The 20,944-nt window shown below is 60.6% G+C and carries 15 protein-coding genes; 7 read left to right on the plus strand and 8 right to left on the minus strand.

The genetic code is table 11. From position 1 onward, the window contains the following. Positions 1–6 precede the first annotated feature (6 nt). Entirely contained in the window at positions 7–1,008 is a 1,002-nt protein-coding gene (locus tag BBOU_RS06240) for an ABC transporter permease (RefSeq protein ID WP_051616576.1), read from the minus strand. Further along, complete coding sequence (locus BBOU_RS06245) at positions 1,005–2,189, minus strand: ABC transporter ATP-binding protein (protein WP_026502210.1); 1,185 nt, start codon at positions 2,187–2,189, stop codon at positions 1,005–1,007. Before BBOU_RS06245 ends, BBOU_RS06240 begins: the two co-directional genes overlap by 4 nt. Positions 2,190–2,439: 250 nt before the next feature. Here BBOU_RS06245 and BBOU_RS06250 point away from each other — a divergent pair, with 250 nt between their 5' ends. Next, on the plus strand, positions 2,440–2,976 hold the full coding sequence (locus BBOU_RS06250; RefSeq protein WP_238552107.1) for an Lrp/AsnC family transcriptional regulator: 537 nt from the start codon (positions 2,440–2,442) through the stop codon (positions 2,974–2,976). Between the two features lie 463 nt (positions 2,977–3,439). On the opposite strand, the gene BBOU_RS06255 is transcribed toward BBOU_RS06250, so the two are convergent. The 3 genes from BBOU_RS06255 to purT all read right to left on the minus strand — a co-directional run bounded on the left by BBOU_RS06255 (position 3,440) and on the right by purT (position 7,682). After that, positions 3,440–4,783, minus strand: a complete 1,344-nt coding sequence (locus tag BBOU_RS06255; protein ID WP_026502211.1) for an NAD-dependent succinate-semialdehyde dehydrogenase — start codon at positions 4,781–4,783, stop codon at positions 3,440–3,442. A 325-nt stretch (positions 4,784–5,108) separates the two neighbouring features. Beyond that, positions 5,109–6,305 carry a glycosyltransferase gene (locus BBOU_RS06260; protein ID WP_033490312.1) on the minus strand — a complete coding sequence of 399 codons (1,197 nt, stop codon included), beginning with the start codon at positions 6,303–6,305 and terminating at the stop codon, positions 5,109–5,111. A 48-nt stretch (positions 6,306–6,353) separates the two neighbouring features. Then, positions 6,354–7,682, minus strand: coding sequence for a formate-dependent phosphoribosylglycinamide formyltransferase (purT, locus tag BBOU_RS06265; protein WP_026502212.1), 1,329 nt, complete (start codon positions 7,680–7,682; stop codon positions 6,354–6,356). A 185-nt stretch (positions 7,683–7,867) separates the two neighbouring features. Here purT and purC point away from each other — a divergent pair, with 185 nt between their 5' ends. Then, a complete protein-coding gene (gene purC, locus BBOU_RS06270; protein WP_026502213.1) occupies positions 7,868–8,620 on the plus strand; it encodes a phosphoribosylaminoimidazolesuccinocarboxamide synthase in 753 nt (250 codons plus the stop codon). A 123-nt stretch (positions 8,621–8,743) separates the two neighbouring features. Further along, a complete protein-coding gene (locus tag BBOU_RS06275; protein ID WP_026502214.1) occupies positions 8,744–12,478 on the plus strand; it encodes a phosphoribosylformylglycinamidine synthase in 3,735 nt (1,244 codons plus the stop codon). A 136-nt stretch (positions 12,479–12,614) separates the two neighbouring features. Here the strand turns inward: BBOU_RS06275 and BBOU_RS06280 are convergent, their stop codons facing one another. Next, positions 12,615–13,691, minus strand: coding sequence for a hypothetical protein (locus BBOU_RS06280; RefSeq protein WP_152595619.1), 1,077 nt, complete (start codon positions 13,689–13,691; stop codon positions 12,615–12,617). A gap of 180 nt (positions 13,692–13,871) precedes the next feature. Then, on the minus strand, positions 13,872–14,360 hold the full coding sequence (locus tag BBOU_RS06285) for a hypothetical protein (RefSeq protein ID WP_152595620.1): 489 nt from the start codon (positions 14,358–14,360) through the stop codon (positions 13,872–13,874). Between the two features lie 202 nt (positions 14,361–14,562). Here BBOU_RS06285 and BBOU_RS08910 point away from each other — a divergent pair, with 202 nt between their 5' ends. Further along, positions 14,563–15,060 carry a GlsB/YeaQ/YmgE family stress response membrane protein gene (locus BBOU_RS08910; protein ID WP_051616577.1) on the plus strand — a complete coding sequence of 166 codons (498 nt, stop codon included), beginning with the start codon at positions 14,563–14,565 and terminating at the stop codon, positions 15,058–15,060. A 183-nt stretch (positions 15,061–15,243) separates the two neighbouring features. On the opposite strand, the gene galE is transcribed toward BBOU_RS08910, so the two are convergent. Further along, on the minus strand, positions 15,244–16,245 hold the full coding sequence (galE, locus tag BBOU_RS06295; protein WP_026502218.1) for a UDP-glucose 4-epimerase GalE: 1,002 nt from the start codon (positions 16,243–16,245) through the stop codon (positions 15,244–15,246). 605 nt (positions 16,246–16,850) lie between these two features. Between galE and purF the strand changes: the two genes are divergently transcribed. From purF to purD, 3 genes are all read left to right on the plus strand, one after another. Continuing rightward, entirely contained in the window at positions 16,851–18,380 is a 1,530-nt protein-coding gene (gene purF, locus BBOU_RS06300; RefSeq protein WP_026502219.1) for an amidophosphoribosyltransferase, read from the plus strand. Between the two features lie 140 nt (positions 18,381–18,520). After that, a complete protein-coding gene (gene purM, locus BBOU_RS06305; protein ID WP_026502220.1) occupies positions 18,521–19,555 on the plus strand; it encodes a phosphoribosylformylglycinamidine cyclo-ligase in 1,035 nt (344 codons plus the stop codon). 33 nt (positions 19,556–19,588) lie between these two features. Next, positions 19,589–20,863: a phosphoribosylamine--glycine ligase gene (gene purD, locus BBOU_RS06310; RefSeq protein WP_026502221.1), complete on the plus strand. Its 1,275-nt coding sequence runs from the start codon at positions 19,589–19,591 to the stop codon at positions 20,861–20,863. Positions 20,864–20,944: the final 81 nt, after the last annotated feature.

The raw sequence follows: 20,944 nt of genomic DNA on the forward strand, positions 1-20,944 counted from the left end.
ACTTACTCATACCGCCATGCCGGCATCTCGCGCCGCTTTGCCGCCGCCGATGCTCGCCGCCACACCGCACAACAAGGTGACCAGCAAGATGACCGTGGACAATGCCGCACCGAACGGCCAGTTACGGGCATCGGAGAACTGGGAGGCGATCAGATTGCCGACCATGAGAACGCGGCCGCCACCCAACAGAACCGGCTGCACGTAGGAGCCGAACGCAGGAATGAAGCACAGTGCGATAGCTGAAGTCACACCAGGCTTGGCGGCACGAAGGATGATTCTGCGCATCACCGTAAGTTTGCGAGCGCCCAGGTCGTATGCGGCTTCCACCAAGCGGAAGTCGAATCCGGACAGTGCCGAGTACATCGGCATGATGGCGAATGGCAGGAAGGTGAAGATCAGGCCGATCAGTGACGCACCCGACGTGTACAGCAGTTGCTTGCTGCCGACGCCGATGAATTTCAAGAAGCCGTTGATCGGGCCGTTTTCGTTGAGAATGAGCATCCACGCATACGTGCGTACGATGAGGTTCGTCCAGAACGGGATGTTGATCAGCAGCACCAGCAGACGCTGGGTTGATGGTTTGCGCAACGACATCCACAGGGCGATGAAGAAGGACAGTACGATGCACACGAAGGTGGTGATGAGCGCCTGCCATAATGAGGTGCCGAACACTTTGAGATACCGCGGGTCGAAGGAGGTGCGCCCCAGGAAGTCCGTGGTGAACAGCAGTTTCTTGTACGCGTTGGTGGAGAACTTGTAGACCACGCCGCCGCCGACTTCCGGCTGGCTCATGAAGGAGAACGCAACGATGACGCAGATCGGCCCGAGGGTGAACAGCAAGCCGACGATGATGGCGGGGATTGCATACCAGTGCGAGAGCATGCCCGGCTTGATGCGGTTCGCCGCTGCGAACAACGTGTGGCGACGGCGGTTGGTTGGCGTCGTGTGGTGTGAGGTGTCGGTGATCGGCGGTTTTTCGCCGTCCAAGGTTGCCGTATGCTCGCTCATCGTTCCACCACCCTCATATGGTCGGGGGTGACGGTCACACCGACCTTCGAGCCGACTGCAAGCAGCTCGGCATCGAACGGCGGGTTGACGCGGATCTGCACGAGCGTGCCGTCAGTGAGACGGACATGGCAGCGCACGTCCGAACCCATGTATGTGACGGTCTCAACCGTGCCTTGCAGCGCATCCTCTCCCGCGGCGGTGAGGGCGATGCGTTCAGGGCGCACGGCGGCGCTCACGGCTGCCCCCTTGCCATAACTGCTCAAATCCTGTGCTACCGGGAGAATCTTGCCTTCGACCTCGACCGATCCGGCATCATGCACGATGGCGTCAAGGAAGTTGATATCACCGATGAAGTCGGCGACGAAACGGTTGGCCGGCTTGTCGTAAATCTCTTCAGGTGTGCCGACCTGTTCGGGCTTGCCTTTGGAGAAGACGGCGATATGGTCGGCCATCGACAGCGCCTCCTCCTGATCGTGCGTGACGAAAATGAAGATGATGCCTGTCTCGCGCTGCAGACGCTTCAACTCCACCTGCATCTGGCGTCGCAGCTTGAAATCAAGTGCGGACAGGGACTCATCCAGCAACAGGACTTTCGGGCTTTTCGCGAGCGACCGGGCAAGCGCGACGCGCTGCTGCTGGCCGCCGGACAACTGGCTGGGAAGACGCTTGCCGATATCGCTCAGATGCACCAGATCGAGCATTTCCTGCGTCTTGCGCTTGATGTAATCCTTCGGTTTTTTCTCCATTTCCAAACCGAAGGCGATATTCTGTTCGACAGTCATATTGGGGAACAGCGCATAGCTTTGGAATACGGTGTTGACCGGACGCTCATAGGGCGGCATTTCGTCAATGCGCTGATCGCCAAGGTAGATTTCGCCCGCATCCAGGGTTTCAAGACCGCCGATGGAACGCAGCAACGTGGTTTTACCGCATCCGGACGGTCCGAGCAGGACGAAGAACTCACCGGCTTCGATATTGAGGCTCACGTCGTCGATGGCGTGGACCAGCTTGCCTTCCGCTGAACGGAACGTCTTACGCGCACGGTTGATGGTCAATCCGTTTTCTCTGCGTTCGACGTTCCTGTCGCGGCTGATATGTACGCCGTTATCATCCGGCTGGTGCGATTCCGCCGCGGATGATGACGGGATCGCATCATGGACAGGTGATTGTGTCGTGGTCATCGCTCCTCCTTATGGTCATCCGGTCGTTCCCAGGTGCGGTCCTGCGGAACGCGTCACGATGGTGCGTGGCTTGCGAGAACTTCGAGTCCGATAGCATGCGTGCCGTACCTCTGCTGTTTTCGTTGTGATTTATCAAAGATTGCGATGATTTCCGTTGCGTAAACGTAATATTGCGACTAAAAATGCGGTGTAACGCGAAATTTTCCCCACGGTCTTGCATCGTGAACAATCACCTGCTGATATGGTCGGTATGAGAGTGCAACATGATATTCACGAATCGTTCGCAGCCAATGGTTTCAGCGCGGTGGACGCCAATACGGCTCCCCTGGAGTCACACAAGTCGTCGCTGCTTGACGACACCAACAAGGCGATTATCCGCGAACTGCAGAAAAGCGGACGCAAACCGTACGGCGCCATCGGCAAGGTGGTCGGCCTGTCTGAGGCCGCGGTGCGCGGGCGCGTGCAACGGCTGGTCGAGGCGGGAATCATCCAGATTGTGGCTGTCACCGACCCCATACAGCTGGGGTATCGTCGGCAGGCGCTGATCGGCGTGAACACGACCGGTGATTTGGACGCGATCGCCGCCCGGCTGCGTGAAACCGACGGGATCGACTATATTGTCGCCGCCGCGGGACGCTTTGATATGCTGCTCGAGGTGTTTACCGCCGATGACGACGAGCTGCTTGATTTGGTGATGCGCATCCGCAAGATTCCAGGCGTGGATCATACCGAGGTGTTTACCTATTTGCGGCTTATTGAGCAACGGTACGATTTCGGCGTGCGGTGAGCCGCACGCCCGGCTGGCGGGCAACAGCGGGATGAACAAGGCAGGAATCGCAAGATATCGCCCCTTCTCAAAGTCCCCGCATCCAGCCCCGTCCACAACGTGCCCGATAGCGCCGCAACCCGCGCAACTTGGCAGTGTTGCCGGCGATTATGCGGGTTCATGACGTCGTCATTGCCCGGCAACCCCGAGTTGTTCACACATCCGGCAGACGCCGGGGCAGCCGTCATTGCGGCATCCAATATGATGTCCATCATATGAGACATATGACCATATCGTGGAACATCACCGATTGATTCCGCCCTGACCATGTCATCTGCGATCGGATACCAATCAGCGAAGCGGAATTACCGTGGCTTGTTGCGTTTGCCGATAGGCAATCGCCAACAACCAGAAACCCCGGCACAGCAGATGGCCGGCTGTCGTACGCGGCAACCGGCCATCGATCTTCCCGATACGCCCGCAATCAGCGTGCGGCTTCGGTGACGAGCTTGTAGTTCGTGAACTCGCGGATGCCGAGCGGACCCATCTCGCGGCCGAACCCGGAGTTCTTCACGCCGCCGAACGGCAGTTCCGCGGAATCGGCGCCGGATTCGTTGATATAGGTCATGCCGGATTCCAGACGATCCGCGAAGCGCAAGCCCTGCTCGCTGTCGGTGGTGAACACGTAGGAGCCGAGACCGTACGGCGAATCGTTGGCGACCGCGATGGCTTCATCCTCGCTGGACACCCGGTAGAACTGGGCGACCGGCCCGAAGAACTCCGTGCGACGAGCAGCGGAACCCGCAGGGATATCGGTCAGGATGGTCGCCGGATAGTAGGCGCCATCATGCTCGGTGCCGCCCAGCACCGCCTTCGCCCCGTCATCAATCGCGGCCTGCACCTGGGCTGCAAGCCCGTCGGCGGCCGAAGCGGAGCACAGGGGCGCGAGCTTGCGTTCCTTGGACACCTTGATGAATCGCTTCAAGAATTCGTCGTACAGCGAATCGATGATGATGAACCGCTTGGCGCCGTTGCAGATCTGGCCGCTGTTCTCGTACCTGGCGTTCGCACCCGCCTCGACCGCGGCATCCAAATCGTCGGTACTCATAACGATGAACGCATCATTGCCGCCCAGTTCGCACACCACCTTCTTCAACGCGGCGCCGGCCTCTTGGGCGATCGCCTTGCCGGCACGCTCGGAACCGGTCAGGGATACGCCACGGACGCGCGGGTCGGCGATGACCTTGGCGATCTGCTCGTTGGTGGCGTACACGTTGACGAACGCGCCCTTGGGGAAGCCCGCCTCGAGGAAGATCCGCTCCATCGCCGCCGACGACTTGGGGCATAGGGAGGCATGCTTGAGAATGATGGTGTTGCCCAGCATCAGATTCGGGCCGGCGAACCGGGCGACCTGATAATACGGGTAATTCCACGGCATGACGCCGACCAGCGGGCCGATCGGCAGGTGCCGGATGAACGCCGTGCCCGCCGCAGCGCGGTCAATCGGCTCGTCAGCGAGGAATTCGGCGGCATGATCGGCATAGTATTCGAGGATTTCCGCCGAGAATTCCACTTCCACAAGCGCCTCATCCATGGTCTTGCCCATCTCATGGTTGATGATGGTGGCGAGTTCCTGCCGCTGGTCGCGATAGGAGGCCACCGCCTTGCGCATAAGCGTCGCGCGCTGTTCGATGGTCGTGGCCCTCCCCCACGTGCGGTAGGCTTCGTCGGCGGCGTCCACCGCCGCGGCGACCTGCTCGTCGGTGAAGGTTTCAAAACGTTCCTCAACCTGCCCGGTCGCCGGATTGGTCACTGCATATCTACTCATCGTGTCGCCTTTCGTTGTCGCAACTCACGCCATGCGCAGCCGATTGATGACATCCGTGCGATATACGTTGAATATCAACGGTTCAGCTGCGTTTTTCTTTACGTTTGGCGGCATGGTATGCGATTTTCGTATCATCGGCGTTACCGCAACATTGCGAAATGCAATCAGCGGACTGAATGACACGATTCCGAGCATGATGTCATACCCGCGCTCCCGTAGCGCGTCTAGCAGAAGCGGTCAGGGTGTGGCGGGCGCAACGCTCCCACGCCCCGACCGCATGAAACCGTCCGAACCGGCAATGCGCCGGCTACGGCGGATTCATCGTTCACAACCTGCCATCGAAGTCGGCGATCGCTTCGCGTTCCATCGCGACGAACTTACGCACGCATGATGCAATCGAATACTCCTCACGCGTGTGCTCGGCATAGACGGCACCCCAACGGCTCAACTCATCAGGATGGTCGATCCACCAGTCGATACGTTGGGCGAGCATGGCCGAGTCTTGGGCTTCGAACAGCGAATGGTCATTGAGCGCGAACTGTCCGGCGGCGCTCTGCGTGGACCGCGCAATCACCGGAACCAAGCCGGAAGCCATCCCTTCAAGCACGCTCAACGATTCAATATCCACGATAGAGGGGTGAACCAGCAGATCGCATGAACGCAGCAGTTCCGGCATCTGTGCGTTGTCATGGAATCCGATCGACCAACGGCCCGGCAGCAACTTCCCTGCCATCCGCCGCAGCTCATGCTGCAACGGCCCGGTGCCGCAGATCACCAACTCGATATCCTCGGCATGCCGGCTCAACGCAACCGCCCGGATCAGCGTCACATGATCCTTCTCGCTGGCCAAACGGCCCGACGCGACAATCCTGAACGGCCTTGGCGACGGCGAGCCAGGTTCACGCTGCCGTTTGGGGGTGAATCTTGGCGAATAGCCGTTGGAAATCACATGCAGTCGCTGCCTGTAGCCATGCGCCCGCAACTGCGCGGCGATCATATGCGACGGCGTGTGGATATGCCGGATATGCCGGTACAGCATGCGGTCGAACAGCCAGTAGATGAAGGCCGACGCCCCGGGGATATACCGCAGCGGCCCCGCCGAATACAGGACGTTCTCGGGTTGTAAATGGAATCCTGCCGTGGCGGGGATACCCATCTCGTGTGCGGTCTGCACCGCCACACGACCGTATTTGAACGGCAGGTAGACATGCACCACATCAACACCTACAAACGCCTTGCGGAACACCGCCCGATCCGGCTGCGCGAACTGCATCTGCTGCTTCGCGGCGATCCAAGAGACCAGTGGGATATGATGCACGCGAATCGGATACTCAGGCGAACCGATACCGACCAAACGAACCGTATGTCCTTGCCGGCGCAGCTCCCGCGCATACTGCAACGCCGAATTCGACGTGCCGTTGCCCTCGTTGCCCGCGGTGTCGACCACCAGCGCGATGGTCAGAGGGCGGTCGGCATCGCCATTGACGCCGGTCGCCCGCGTGAACTTACTACTTTGACTCATACCGATATCGTAAGCCAACAGCCGGCGAAATCCGGTAGGGCACGCCTGCTAACGCACCGTGATGTCGAGCGCGTCAGCGACCCGACCCGCTTTGGCGCGGGCGTCGTCGGCATTGTTTCCGATGGCGAGCGCCACGGCCATACGGCGATGTCCGTGGACTTCCGGCTTGTTGAAGATTCGCAGGTTGGTGTCGGCTTCGGCAAGCGCTTGCGGCACGTTTGAGAAGACCGCACGTCCGTCGCCTTCGACGACGATGGCGTGGCTCGCGCCGACCTGTCCGCTGCCGATGGCCAGATCGACATGGCTTTCACTGACCGGAATACCGAGAATGGCACGCGCGTGCAGGGCGAATTCGCTCAGACGCTGGGAAATCATGGTCACCATGCCGGTGTCGTGTGGGCGCGGGGAGACCTCGTTGAACAGCACCGAGCCGTCGGTGAGGACGAACAGTTCGACACCGAACACGCCCCAGCCGCGTTCACCGTGTGCATGGGCTTCGGCGACCAAGCCTTCAACGCAACGGCGCGCTAGATCTTTCGCAATCTGCAAGGTGTCCGGGTTGACGGCAGCCGGTTGCCAGGATTCGCGGTAGTCGCCGCTTTCCTGACGCTGCCCGATCGGCGTGCAGGTGACGACACCCGCGGACGAGCTGACGGTCAGTACGGTCAGCTCATAATCAAGTGGTGCGAGCGCTTCGACGATGACGCGGGAAATACCGCCTTCACCCGCCGCACGGCGGCCGACCTGCGCTTCATGCCAAGCGGCGTCGATGGCATCGCGCGTGCGTACGACGGATTGACCGTGTCCGGAAGAGCTCATAATCGGCTTGACCACACACGGGTAGCCGACCGCTTCGGCCCCTGCACGCAGTTCCTCAAGCGACCCTGCGAAGCGGTAGGGTGTGGTCGGCAGGCCGAGCTGCTCGTGGGCGATGACACGCAGACGTTCACGGTCCATGCAGATCGCTGCGATACCGGCGCTTGGCACGACTTGCACGCCTTGCGCGGCAATGGCGTCAAGTTCCGATGTGGCGATCGCCTCGACTTCGGGGACAACGATGTCCGGCTGGATTTCAGCGAATAGGGCGTCCAGTTGGGTGGGGTCCGCCATGTCGAGCACACGGTATTCGTGGGCGACTTGTTGGGCGGGGGCGCCTTCGTAGCTGTCGGCGGCGCACACCCACGCGCCCAAGCGCATGAGTTCGATGGCGATTTCGCGGCCGAGCTCACCGGAGCCGAGCAGCAGGACTTTGGTGCGTGCGGCTGTGGCGGACCGGTCGAGCGGGGTGCCGAGCCGCGGGTTGGCTTGCGTGGCGGGAGCGGATTGTGATGCACTGGATGGGCTGACGTTGACTGTGGCTTCGGCGTTATCACTCATACCCGTCATCTTGCCATCGGGGGTTGTCAGAAGCTTCGCTGGCGGCGTTGCATCACATGGAGTCGAACCCGTTCGGCGCCGTGCTGTTGCAAGACGCACGCCGTGCCGCCTGATGTAGCCGGCGCTTGGTATCCTGTGCTCCGTAACACCCCCAATCCATCTCGTGCTTACGAGGAAGGCGAGTCATGCAGAAACTGGAAAAGCTCTATGAGGGCAAGGCCAAAAAAATGTATGCGACCGACGATCCCGACGTCCTGTGGGTCGAATACATGAACCAGGCGACGGCCGGCAACGGCGCGAAGAAGGCGCAGATCGCCGGCAAGGGTAGCCTGAACAACCGCATCACCTCCGTGATTTTCGAACTGCTCAAGGCTCGCGGTATCGACAGCCACTTCATCAAGCGTCTGTCTGACACCGAACAGCTGGTGCGCAAGATGACCATGTACCCGTTGGAAATCATCATGCGCAACACCGCCGCCGGCTCCTTCGCCAAACGGTATGGCGTCAAGGAAGGCACGCCGCTGAAGAAGCCGATCCTCGAATTCTGCTTGAAGTCCGATGATCTGGGCGACCCGTTCATCAACGATGACGGCATCGTCGCACTCGGGCTCGCTTCTGAGGAGGAGCTCGCGGAAATCTCCCGTCAGGCGCGTGCCGTCAACGAGGCGCTCAAGGACATCTTCTCCAAGATCGACGTGCAGCTCGTCGATTTCAAGATCGAGGAAGGCAAGACCTCCGACGGCACGATTCTGCTGGCCGACGAGATTACGCCCGACACCTGCCGTCTGTGGGATCTGAAGGATCATAGCGGCAAAATCGAGCATCTTGACAAGGATCTGTTCCGCCGCGATCTGGGCAACATCATCCCCGCTTATGAGGAGATTTACAGCCGTTTGACGCAGCTGGCCGAAGCTGAAGGCGTCAAGGACGCCCAGTGAGTCCGGGCCCGCACCGGTTTTCCGATGCGGGCCGTTTTGTTTCGTACAAGCCGCGTCAGGCCAACACGCCCGCGGCAACCAGAACCACCAGACAACCGATATACCAACAACAGAAGGAATACCGTGGTTTTTCGCGTTTATGTCGAGAAGAAGCAGGGCTTTGACGTCGAGGCCAGACAACTGGAGAACGAACTGAAAACGATCCTTGGCATCACGGGGTTGACCGGTCTGCGTATCGTCAACCGGTACGATGTCGAAGACATCAGCCAGAACCTGTTCGATCAGGCCATCACAACCGTGTTCAGCGAACCGCAGGTGGACAACGCCAGCGTGGATATGCCTGATTTCGGCGGTAGTACCGTGTTCGCTGTCGAATTCCTGCCCGGACAGTTCGACCAGCGCGCCGATTCGGCGAGTGAATGCATCCAGCTGATCAGCCAGGGCGAACGCCCGATTGTACGCAGCGCCAAAATCTACGCGCTTGAAGGCGACTTGGACAATCAGGCCGTCGAGCAGATCAAACAATATGTGATTAACCCGGTCGAAGCCCGCGAAGCCTCCCTGGAACCGAAGAACACACTCAAAGTGCAGGTCGCCAAGCCGGCGAAGGTCGAAGTCATCGCCGGGTTCGACGAGCTGGACGACGAAGGCCTCCAGCGGTTCATCGACGAGCGCGGTCTCGCGATGGATCTGGCGGATGCGAAAGTATGCCAGGAGTATTTCCACGGTGAACACCGCGAACCGACCATCACCGAGATTAAGGTGATCGACACCTACTGGTCCGACCACTGCCGTCACACCACCTTCGGCACGCAGCTTGACGAAGTCGATATCGATGACGCCGTGGTCAAGGCCGCGTTCGACAAGTATCTGGCCATGCGCCATGAGCTCGGGCGCGACGGCAAGCCGGTATGCCTCATGGATATGGGCACGATCGGCGCCAAGTGGCTTAAGAAGAACGGCATTCTCAAGAACCTGGACGAATCCGAGGAAATCAACGCCTGCACCGTCAAAGTGAAGGTCGATGTGGACGGCGAAGACCAGGACTGGCTGTTCCTGTTCAAGAACGAAACCCACAACCATCCGACCGAAATCGAACCGTTCGGCGGCGCAGCCACCTGCATCGGCGGATGCATCCGCGACCCGCTGTCGGGCCGCTCCTACGTGTATCAGGCGATGCGCGTGACCGGCGCCGGCGACCCGCGCGTCCCCGTGTCCGAAACGCTCAAGGGCAAGCTCCCCCAGCGCAAGATCGTCACCACCGCAGCAGCCGGATACTCCTCGTACGGCAATCAGATCGGTCTGGCGACCGGTCAGGTCGATGAAATCTACCATCCGGGCTATGTGGCCAAGCGCATGGAAGTCGGCGCCGTCGTAGGCGCGACCCCTGCCGACCATGTCCGCCGTGAAACCCCGACCCCCGGTGACAAGATCATCCTGCTGGGCGGGCGTACCGGCCGTGATGGCATCGGCGGCGCGACCGGCGCTTCGAAAGCGCATGACGAGGAAAGCCTCGAAAAGGACGGCGCTGAAGTCCAGAAGGGCAACGCTCCGGTCGAACGCAAGCTCCAGCGTCTGTTCCGCCGCAAGGACGCCTGCCGTCTGATCAAGCGTTGCAACGATTTCGGCGCTGGCGGCGTGTCCGTGGCGACCGGCGAGATTGCTGACGGCCTGACCATCAACCTTGATCTGGTACCCAAGAAGTACGAGGGCCTCGACGGCACGGAACTGGCGATCTCCGAATCCCAGGAACGCATGGCCGTCGATGTGGCAGCCGATGACGTGGACGAGTTCCTCGGCTACGCGCGTGAAGAGAACCTCGAAGCCACCGTCATCGCGACGGTCACCGAGGAGAAGGTCATGCGCATGACCTGGCAGGGCGACACGATTGTGAATCTGAGCCGTGCCTTCCTCGCTTCCAATGGTGCGCCCAAGCATCAGACCGTCCATGTCGAACAAGGCGGCTCGTACACTACCCCGTGGCGTGACGGCTCGTTCAAGGACCGGATGCATGCGCTGGTCACCGATATCAACGTGGCGTCCAACAAGGGCCTGTCCGAACGCTTCGACTCCACCATCGGCGCCGCCACCGTACTCATGCCGTTCGGCGGCAAGCGCCAGCTGACCCCAAGCATGGCCATGGTCGCCAAGCTGCCCGTGTTCGGCGAAACCACCACCGCCTCCGCGATGGCATGGGGCTTCAACCCGTACATCATGGAGAAGAACCAGTTCACCGGCGCCTACCTGTCCGTGGTCGAGTCCCTTGCCAAGCTCGTGTCCGCCGGCTTCCGCCACGAGGACGCCTACCTGAGCTTCCAAGAATATTTCGGCAAACTGCGCGACGTACCGGAACGCTGGGGCAAGCCGGCGGCGGCGGTGTTGGGCGCGTTGATGGCGCAGGTCGACCTTGGTGTCGGCGCCATCGGCGGCAAGGATTCGATGAGTGGTAGCTTCGAAGATCTCGACGTGCCGCCGACACTCATCTCCTTCGCCGTGGCAGTCGGCAACATGCATCGCGCCACCTCCCCCGAATTCAAGAAAACCGGACATCGTATTGTGCGCATCGCCCCGCGGTATGCGGCAGACGGCCTGACCCCTGACAAGGATGGCCTGCTCGAGGCGATGGACGTGGTCGAATCGCTCACCGAATTCCATGATGCACTCGCCGTGTCCACCCCGGGTTATGGCGCCAGCGCCGAAGCCCTGTTCAAGATGACGCTCGGCAACCGTATCGGCGTCAAGCTCGCCGACACCATCGCCGTGGACGACCTGTTCACCCCGGCCTATGGTTCGTTCCTCGTCGAGCTTGACGACAATGCGAAACTTCCCGCGGTCTCCAACCGTGTCGAAATCGGCGTGATCGGCGAGACCACCGACGCCTATGAATTCGTCGCCGGCGGCGAGCGCCTCGACCTCGACCAAGTGCAGGAAGACTGGGAATCCGCGATGGAAGGCGTCTTCCCGTACCGCTCCAAAGGCGAAGAACGCGGCAGCGTCACCGAAACCGAGGAATTCCACGCCCCGAAGAAGACCGTGTACACGGGTTCCCCTGTCGCCAAGCCGCATGTGGTGATTCCGGTGTTCCCGGGCAACAACTGCGAGTACGATTCCGCGGCCGCGTTCGAGCGCGCGGGCGCCGATGTGAGCACGCTCATCGTGAATAACCTCACCCCGCAGGCGGTCGCCGAATCCACGCAGGCGCTGGTCGACGAGATTCGCCGCAGCCAGATTGTCATGATCCCAGGCGGTTTCTCCGGCGGCGACGAGCCCGACGGGTCGGCGAAGTTCATCACCGCGTTCTTCCGCGCCCCGGCCGTCACCGACGCCGTGCGCGATCTGCTCAAGAACCGCGACGGCCTGATGCTCGGCATCTGCAACGGCTTCCAGGCGCTTATCAAGCTCGGCCTCGTGCCGTACGGCGATATCGTGCCGATGACCGACGCCTGCCCGACGCTAACCTTCAACACGATCGGACGTCACCAGAGCCGTCTGGTGCGTACACGCGTGGCTTCTGATCTGTCCCCCTGGCTGGCGCAAAGCGCGGTCGGCGACGTGCACACCATCGCCATCTCGCACGGTGAGGGCCGATTCGTGGCCTCTGACGACGTGCTCGCCAAGCTCAAGGCCAACGGCCAGATCGCCACGCAGTATGTGGACGCCGACGGCGTGCCCGGCATGGACCTAGATGTCAACCCGAACGGGTCGATGCTCGCCATCGAGGGTATCACCAGCCCGGACGGCCGCGTGTTCGGAAAGATGGGTCATTCCGAACGCTACACGGACGGCACCTTCATCAACGTGCCCGGCGATAAGTTCCAGCCGCTGTTCGCCAGCGGTGTGAAGTACTTCACCGCCTGAGCCGCGACGTATAGGGGGAAGAGCCTCCAGCCGTGTTATACGGCTGGAGGCTCTTTTCGTATGCGATTGGCACGATGCCGCGAAACCAGGTAAGTCACGCATCATCAGCGATTCACGTGGCACGGCTCACACCATGTCATGCCGCGGCATTCTGGATTGAGCATGTCAAATCCAATGCCGCACCGGAATGCGGCAGGGTATGCGCCGTGGCACGCCATGTCCCCGCGTCGCTTGACGGCGGAATCGCGGCATGGCATGCGGCGAACTGGTCTTTGGTAATCCGCAGCACCACGCCGGCACCAGTGACCGGATCATAGCCTTTCACCTCATACTGGCGTGATGAGAACAATCCGCGCTGTCCGCTGGTCAACTGGGTGGGCACGAACTGCACCTCATGTCGGGTGAGCAGTGGCGGAACGTCTCGGGAGACAAGCCCCACAGCCACCAGCGCGACCACCAGCACCACCACTGCGCGGGTCATGACCGAGGCGGCAGCACGGTGATACCGTGCCTCCCTACGCTGCCTGACGATCGTCACCATCGCCAATATTGCCGCCGGAATGCCGATACCGTCGACGAAGAGCAGCCACCCCACATAGTGGATGAGCATGTGGTCAACGAATTGCGCCGCGATTGCAGCGGCCAACAATATCGGCGCACAACAGGCGAGAACGATGACCGCTACCGGGGTTTCATGCCGCTGCGATGTGCGAGGGCCCGCGTGGACATCACCGTTGGAAAGCACTGATAACGCGGTGTCCGGCACGGTGCCGACGCCGGATATCGCAAGAGCATCGACATCGGGACGGCCTGCCGGTGAGACACCGAACGTAGCAGATGATCCAGAGGCGGGCTCACGGGACATGTTGTCGTCAAACTGAATCGGCACATACGTGTCCTGCGCCAGCATGTTATGCGGGTCAAACGCAGCCAGCAGTGCTTCATCGGATTGGGGATCGGCAAACGCAGCCACAGAAACCCCGGAGGTATGGGGCTGGTTCACCGTGCTCTCAGGTGCCGAAGAATCATATTGTGCAGCTGTCTGCCGGCTGCCATCATCATGGTCGGTGCGCCGGTCTTGATTCGTATCGGCTGCCGGCTGGGGGGTAAACACCATACCCGGCGCTGCCGTAGTCTCATCGGTGCCATCAATGTCACCTGGGAAATCCGCTATACCGGCGGCATCATGCCATCCCATCGTCTCCGGACGCATCGCAGCCCCTTCCATGCTTTGTCGCATTATTCGCCGTCATGTTCTCTTCCTTGACATGACAACACGCAACCATGCGTTACCGCCACGCTAGCAACGCAGGACGACGAACACGGGCGTCCGCCTCCCCACTGACCGGATAGCCGGCACCTTCAAGGCATTAGTTGAGAGCACGGCAGGATTTCATGTACGCCGCACGTCAGGGACGACAACCGTGGTGCAGCACACGCAGCAGCGTTGCATCAACGGCCACGGTTCACTCTCCTTGATCAGAGGAATCGTATTGTCCCCCTGGCACCATGGGCAAATCCACGTCACTGACCGGCCGATGGAATCACATCGCGGCGCCGCAACCGCGTAACGGATCACCTTCCTGCCGTGCTCCGCACGACGCTCATCACGCAAATGCGCCCAATCGATGAGAATCGCGAACCCTATGACACGAAGCAGCGATTGCGCCAAATCGACCTGGCTCATCATGCCTTTGACAAACGCGACTACCACGGCAACCGCCACCGCCGCGTCAAGCACATACAGAAACGCGATACACCATCGTTGGATGGTCAACCGTCTCATATGCCGTTCGTTACGACGGCGAATCTCACGTTGTCGAGGGTCTTCCGTCTCACCGTCTCGCCCATACGGGGACGCCCCCTGTTGCCACGGTTCCATACCATGCTCCATCCAGTTTTTGCAGCCATGCGGCATACCATTCCACCGACGCTCAGCTTCGAGCCTTCCTCCATGGTAACGCCATTGCACACCAGCCATCCGACAGTGCGATTATCATGAACGACGACAACGGGAAGCCGCGTCCGAAGCACAGACGCGACACACCACCTGCCCACACGTGTCTGATCGCAAGGAGCGTCACATGTCCACCAACCAACCAAATCCCGACCTGCCGCCATACCCGAGCCAGCCGGGTGACAACCAGCCGGCCTATCAAGACCAGTCCGCGTACGCGAGCCAGCCGGCCCCCGATCTGCCGCCGCTGCCCAACCAGCCGACATACCAGAGCCAAGACGCATATACGAATCAAGCCCCGTACGCTAACCAAGTGCCGAACCCGGCCCAGCAGCCGTATGCCCCGGCATATCAGGGATATCCGCAGTATCAGCCGGCACCCATGCAACCAAGCGGCACTACCGATCTTGGCGGATGGATTGTCACGCTGATTTTGTCCGCTATCCCCATCGTCGGCTTCATTCTGCTGATCTGCTGGGCCGCCGGTCTCGGCGGGGAACAGCATCAGGACCGCCGTAATTGGGCGCTCGCGCAAATCATCATCAGCGTTGTGGGCACCGTCCTGCTCATCATCATCTTTGCCGCAACCGGTTTCTCGTTCAGCGAGCTGCTCAACGAAAGCTGACACCGGAGAGCATCCCGCTGACACCTGTGAATCCGGTAATCGCAGCGACAACCGGCGATAACGATATGAGGGGCGCCACGCATACACAGCGTGGCGCCCCTCATGGTCTAGTGTCTTGGACAGTACCGCGAATCAGCGCGGCTCGACGCGACCATGAAACATGGCGCGCCCCGCCGTCACCTGTTACTTGCGGTCGCCGTAGCCTTCCGGATGGCTTGAATGCCAAGCCCACGCGGAGGCGATGATCTTGTCGATATTGTCGAACTGCGGCTTCCAGCCGAGCACACTGCGGGCCTTATCGGAAGCGGCAATCAGCGTATCCGGGTCACCAGGGCGACGCGGAGCCATCTCGGCGGGGATCTCCTTGCCGGTCACGCGACGCGCGGCTTCAAGAATCTGCAGGTTCGAGAAGCCGGTGGACGAACCGAGGTTGAACGCCGAGGATTCGTTGCCTTCACGCAGGTACTTGACCGCGAGAATATGCGCGTCCGCCAAATCGTACGGATGCACATAATCACGCACGTTCGTACCGTCAGGCGTGTTGTAATCATTGCCGAAGATCTTGAGCACGTCACGCTTGCCCTGCGCCACCTGCAGCACGATCGGAAGCAAATGGGTTTCCGGATTGTGATCTTCACCGATCGAACCGTCCGGCTTGGCACCGGCGACGTTGAAATAGCGCAGTGCGACGAACTTGATGCCGTAGGCGAGGTCGGACCAGTGCATGATCTTCTCCATCATGAGCTTGCTCTCGCCGTACGGGTTGATCGGCTTCTGCGGGTCGGTCTCACGGATCGGCATCTTCTCGGGGATACCATAGGTGGCTGCGGTCGAAGAGAAGACGATGTTCTTGACACCCACTTCGTTCATCACTTCGAGCAGCTTGACCATGCCTGCGGTGTTGTTGTCGAAGTATTTGAGCGGCTTCTTCATCGATTCGGCGACCAGCGAGTAGGCTGCGAAATGGATGACCGCGTCAACATCCGGGTTTTCCTTGAACACGGTGCGCATGAAATCCTGGTCGGCGATGTCGCCCTGATAGAACTTCGCCGCCGGGTTGACCGCAGCGCGATGACCGGTGACCAGGCTGTCAACGACCACGACCTTCTCATCCGTGGTGTTGACCAGGCGGTCGACCATGTGCGAGCCGATGTAGCCGGCTCCGCCGAGGACCAATACTGCCATAACTGCTCCTTGCATGTCTGTGCCGGTTCCCGCACACGCGGGAGCCAATGACCAGTGTACGCCGCAAGCCCTACTCCGGGGCGGCGCACACGACCGATGTTGCGATCCGGACAGTATCGCACATCAGGATTGTCACTATCGGGCCATCATGCGACTGGTCGGTCACATTGCGGGCGGATACCAAGCCAAATCAGGCATGACCGGATGTTACCGCCGCATGGTGCGACCGGTCAGTCACACGGCAGGACGATAGCCCGGCGGGCTGACCGTGACAGGAAGCTACCGTCGCGTCGTGTAACCGGTTCATCACATGACAGACGGATACCCGGACGTTGTGCCGCCGGCCCATCCGCTATCTCTCCGCTGTGTAACCGGGCGGTCACATCACAGACCGAATCGCACATTCCGCCACCCGTCAACGCCCGGCCAGACCGACATGGAACCGCTCTGGCATACGGTGAGCGCGTCCCCTGATCACTGCGGCATCACACGCAACTAAACGACCTTCAGCCGAACGACAACCCAACCTGCGCGATGTAGCCGGCGGTTGATATGTTGGTTACTAGCGAATCCCCCGTTTCCACGGTTTTGGAAGGAGCTTTGGCTTGTCAGCTGAACTCGAAGACATTCATGAAGAGTGCGGCATTTTCGGCGTCTGGGGACACCCTGATGCCGCCCGCCTCACCTATTTCGGTTTGCATGCGTTGCAGCACCGCGGCCAGGAAGGCGCCGGTATCGTCTCGAACGACAACGGCCACCTGATCGGGCATCGTGGACTCGGCCTGCTCACCCAAGTATTCTCCGACGAGCACGAAATCGAACGGCTCAAAGGCGACAAAGCCATCGGTCACGTGCGTTACGCGACGTCCGGCTCCGGATCGGTGGACAACATCCAGCCATTCCTGTTCCGCTTCCACGATGGCGACGTCGCGCTCGGCCACAACGGCAACCTCACCAACTGCGTGAGCCTGCGCCGGCAGCTGGAAGATGAAGGTGCGATTTTCCACTCCAATTCCGACACCGAAGTGCTCATGCACCTGATCCGCCGTTCGAACGTCCCCACCTTCATGGACAAGCTCAAGGAGGCGCTCAACAAGGTGCACGGCGGTTTCGCCTATCTGCTCATGACCGAGCATGCGATGATCGGCGCACTCGACCCGAATGGCTTCCGCCCGCTGTCCTTGGGACGCATGAAGAACGGCGCGTACGTGTTGGCATCCGAAACCTGCGCGCTGGACATCGTCGGCGCGGAGTTCGTGCGCGACATCGGCCCCGGTGAAATCATCGTCGTGGACGACGAAGGCTATCACATGGACCGCTACACGACCAACACGCAGCTGGCCATCTGCTCCATGGAGTACATCTACTTCGCGCGCCCGGATTCCAACATCTACGGTGTCAACGTGCATTCGGCACGCAAACGCATGGGTGCGATCCTCGCCAAAGAGGCTCCCGCCCCCGCCGACATGGTCATCGCCGTACCGAACTCTTCACTGTCCGCAGCATCCGGCTTCTCCGAAACCAGCGGTCTGCCGAACGAAATGGGTTTGATCAAGAACCAGTATGTGGCACGCACCTTCATCCAGCCGACGCAGGAGCTGCGCGAGCAGGGCGTGCGCATGAAATTGTCCGCCGTACGTGGCGTTGTCAAAGGCAAGAGCGTGGCGGTGATCGACGATTCCATCGTCCGCGGCACCACGTCGCGTCGCATCGTGCAGCTGTTGCGTGAAGCCGGCGCACGCGAAGTGCATATGCGCATCTCTTCGCCGCCGCTGAAATACCCGTGCTTCTACGGCATCGACATCCAGACGACCAAAGAGCTGATCGCCGCGAAGAAATCCGTCGAGGAAATCCGCGAGTATATCGGCGCCGACTCCTTGGCGTTCCTGTCTCTGGACGGCTTGGTCGAAGCTATCGGCCTGCATGCGGATGCCCCGTACGGCGGCCTGTGCGTCGCCTATTTCAACGGTGATTATCCGACCGCGCTCGACGATTACGAGGAGCCGTTCCTCAAGTCGCTGACCCCCGAGGACCGTGTGAGAATCGCCAAATTCGCGCACGACAAGAGCCGATATGAAGGCAACGAGTTCTCCACGGATGTCAAAACGCTCCAGGCTCAACTGGCGAAGGCCTGAGATAATGCCGCTGCAACCGTATACGGGTGCAGCGGCATCGTCATGCCTGCCGCGGTCAGATGCCCCGGACGAAAAGTATCAATTTCATCAATCCAACTCGTCTACAAACCAAACGTCAGACAAATCAAGAAAGGTCAGTCATGCCAGAAGCGTATGAGAAGGCAGGAGTCAGTGTCGAAGCCGGCTACGAGGTAGTCAAGCGCATCAAATCGCATGTCGCCCGCACCAATCGTCCCGGTGTGGTCGGCGGTATCGGCGGTTTCGGCGGCCTGTTCGACCTCGCCTCGCTCGGTTACCGCGAACCGGTGCTCATTTCCGGTACCGACGGCGTGGGCACCAAACTCATGGTCGCCAAGATGGCGAACAAGCACGATAAGATCGGCATCGACTGTGTGGCCATGTGCGTCAACGATATTGCCGCCCAAGGCGCTGAACCGCTGTTCTTCCTCGACTATATTGCGTGCGGCAAGAACGATCCGGCCCTGCTCGAGCAGGTCGTTTCCGGCGTGGCTGACGGTTGCGTGCAGTCCGAGTGCGCGCTGATCGGCGGGGAAACCGCTGAAATGCCCGGCATGTACGACCCCGACGAGTACGACTTGGCCGGTTTCGCCGTGGGTGTCGCCGAAAAGTCCGATATCGTCGACGGCTCGACCATCACCGAGGGCGACACGCTCATCGGCCTGCCGTCCACCGGCGTGCACTCCAACGGGTTCTCGCTGGTACGCAAGGCCCTGTTCGAACAAGCCGGTTACACGGTCGACACCACGCTTGACGAATTGGACGGCAAAACCGTGGGCGAAGTCCTGCTCACCCCGACCAAAATCTATGTCAAGGCGCTCAAGCCGCTGTTCGCCGAGCACCTGATCAAGGGTGTCGCCCACATCACCGGCGGCGGGTTCATCGAGAACATCCCACGCATGATCCCTGACGGCCTCGCGGCAAGCATCAATCTTGACGCGTTCCCCGTGCCGCCGATTTTCGACGTCATCGAACACGCCGGCGGTGTGGATCATACGGAAATGTTCAACATTTTCAACATGGGTATCGGCATGGTGCTCGCCGTGGACGCTTCGAAAGCCCAAACCACGCTCGACCTGCTCAAAGCCAACGGTGAGACGGCATATGAGATCGGCTCCATTGTCGCCAAGAGCGGCAGCGATGTCGAACTGCACTGAAACCAAGCGTCAGAACGAAAGGAACAAGTAGCCATGGGAATGAAGGTTCTGGTCATCGGTTCAGGCGCGCGCGAGCACGCCATCGCGCACGCGCTGCTGAAAAGCAATAGCGTCAGCGAAGTGACGGTCGCCCCCGGTAATCCGGGCATGCGATTGGACGGCATCAACACCACACAGCTGGACCCGTCCAATCACGCCGCGCTCATCGACTTTGTCAAAGACAATCAGGTGGATTGGGTGTTTGTCGGCCCGGAAGTGCCGCTGATCCAAGGCATCGTCGACGATTTCGAAGCGAACGGCATCAAGGCGTTCGGCCCGAACAAGGCCGCCGCCCAAATCGAGGGGTCCAAGGACTTCGCCAAGCAGCTTATGGAACGTCACGGCATCCCGACCGCGAAATACCGCACTTTCGATGATCTCGACAGCGCTGAAGCGTACGTGCGCGACCACGGCGCACCGATTGTGGTCAAGGCTGACGGCCTCGCCGCCGGCAAGGGCGTGACGGTCGCCATGGATGTGGATACCGCACTCAAGGCGCTCGAGGATATTTTCGTCGACCACCGTTTCGGCGCGGCCGGCGCGAAGGTCGTCATCGAGGATTATCTCGAGGGGCAGGAATTCTCGCTGATGAGCTTCGTGAACGGCACCGAGTTCTGGCCGATGCCGATCTCGCAGGATCATAAGCGCGCCTTCGACGGCGACAAGGGCCCGAATACGGGCGGCATGGGCGCATACAGCCCGGTGCCGCAAATCAGCCAGGATGTGGTTGATACAGCGATCGAGACGATTGTGCGCCCGACCGTTCAGGCTATGGCTGATGAAGGGACGCCGTTCACCGGCATTCTGTACGCCGGCCTGATCGCCACCGCGGACGGCCCGAAAGTCATCGAGTTCAACGCCCGCTTCGGCGATCCGGAAACCGAAGTGGTACTTCCCCGTCTGACTTCCGATTTCGGTGAAGGCATCAACGCGATCCTCAACAACGAGACCCCGACTTTCACGTGGGAGGACGACAACAAGACGACACTTGGCGTGGTGCTCGCTTCGAACGGCTACCCGACCAACGTGATCAAGGGTGCCGCAATCCCCCAGATTCCGGTGGACGATTCCAGCCACGTATATTATGCGGGTGTCGCCACGGACGCCGACGGCAAGCTGGTCGCCGATTCCGGGCGCGTGCTGCTGCTGGAAACCACGGCTGACGATATCCGCGCCGCACAGGACAAGATTTACGCCGTACTCGACAAACTCGACACGACCGGCATGTTCTACCGCCACGATATCGGTGCCAAAGCGCTGAACGCGTGAACTGCTGAACACGCAGGCCACAGCGAAGGCCCTCATACCGGAGCGTTCCGGTATGAGGGCCTTCGCTGTGGCCTGCGGATT

This window comes from Bifidobacterium boum (assembly GCF_000741535.1).
Classification (GTDB): Bacteria; Actinomycetota; Actinomycetes; order Actinomycetales; family Bifidobacteriaceae; genus Bifidobacterium; species Bifidobacterium boum.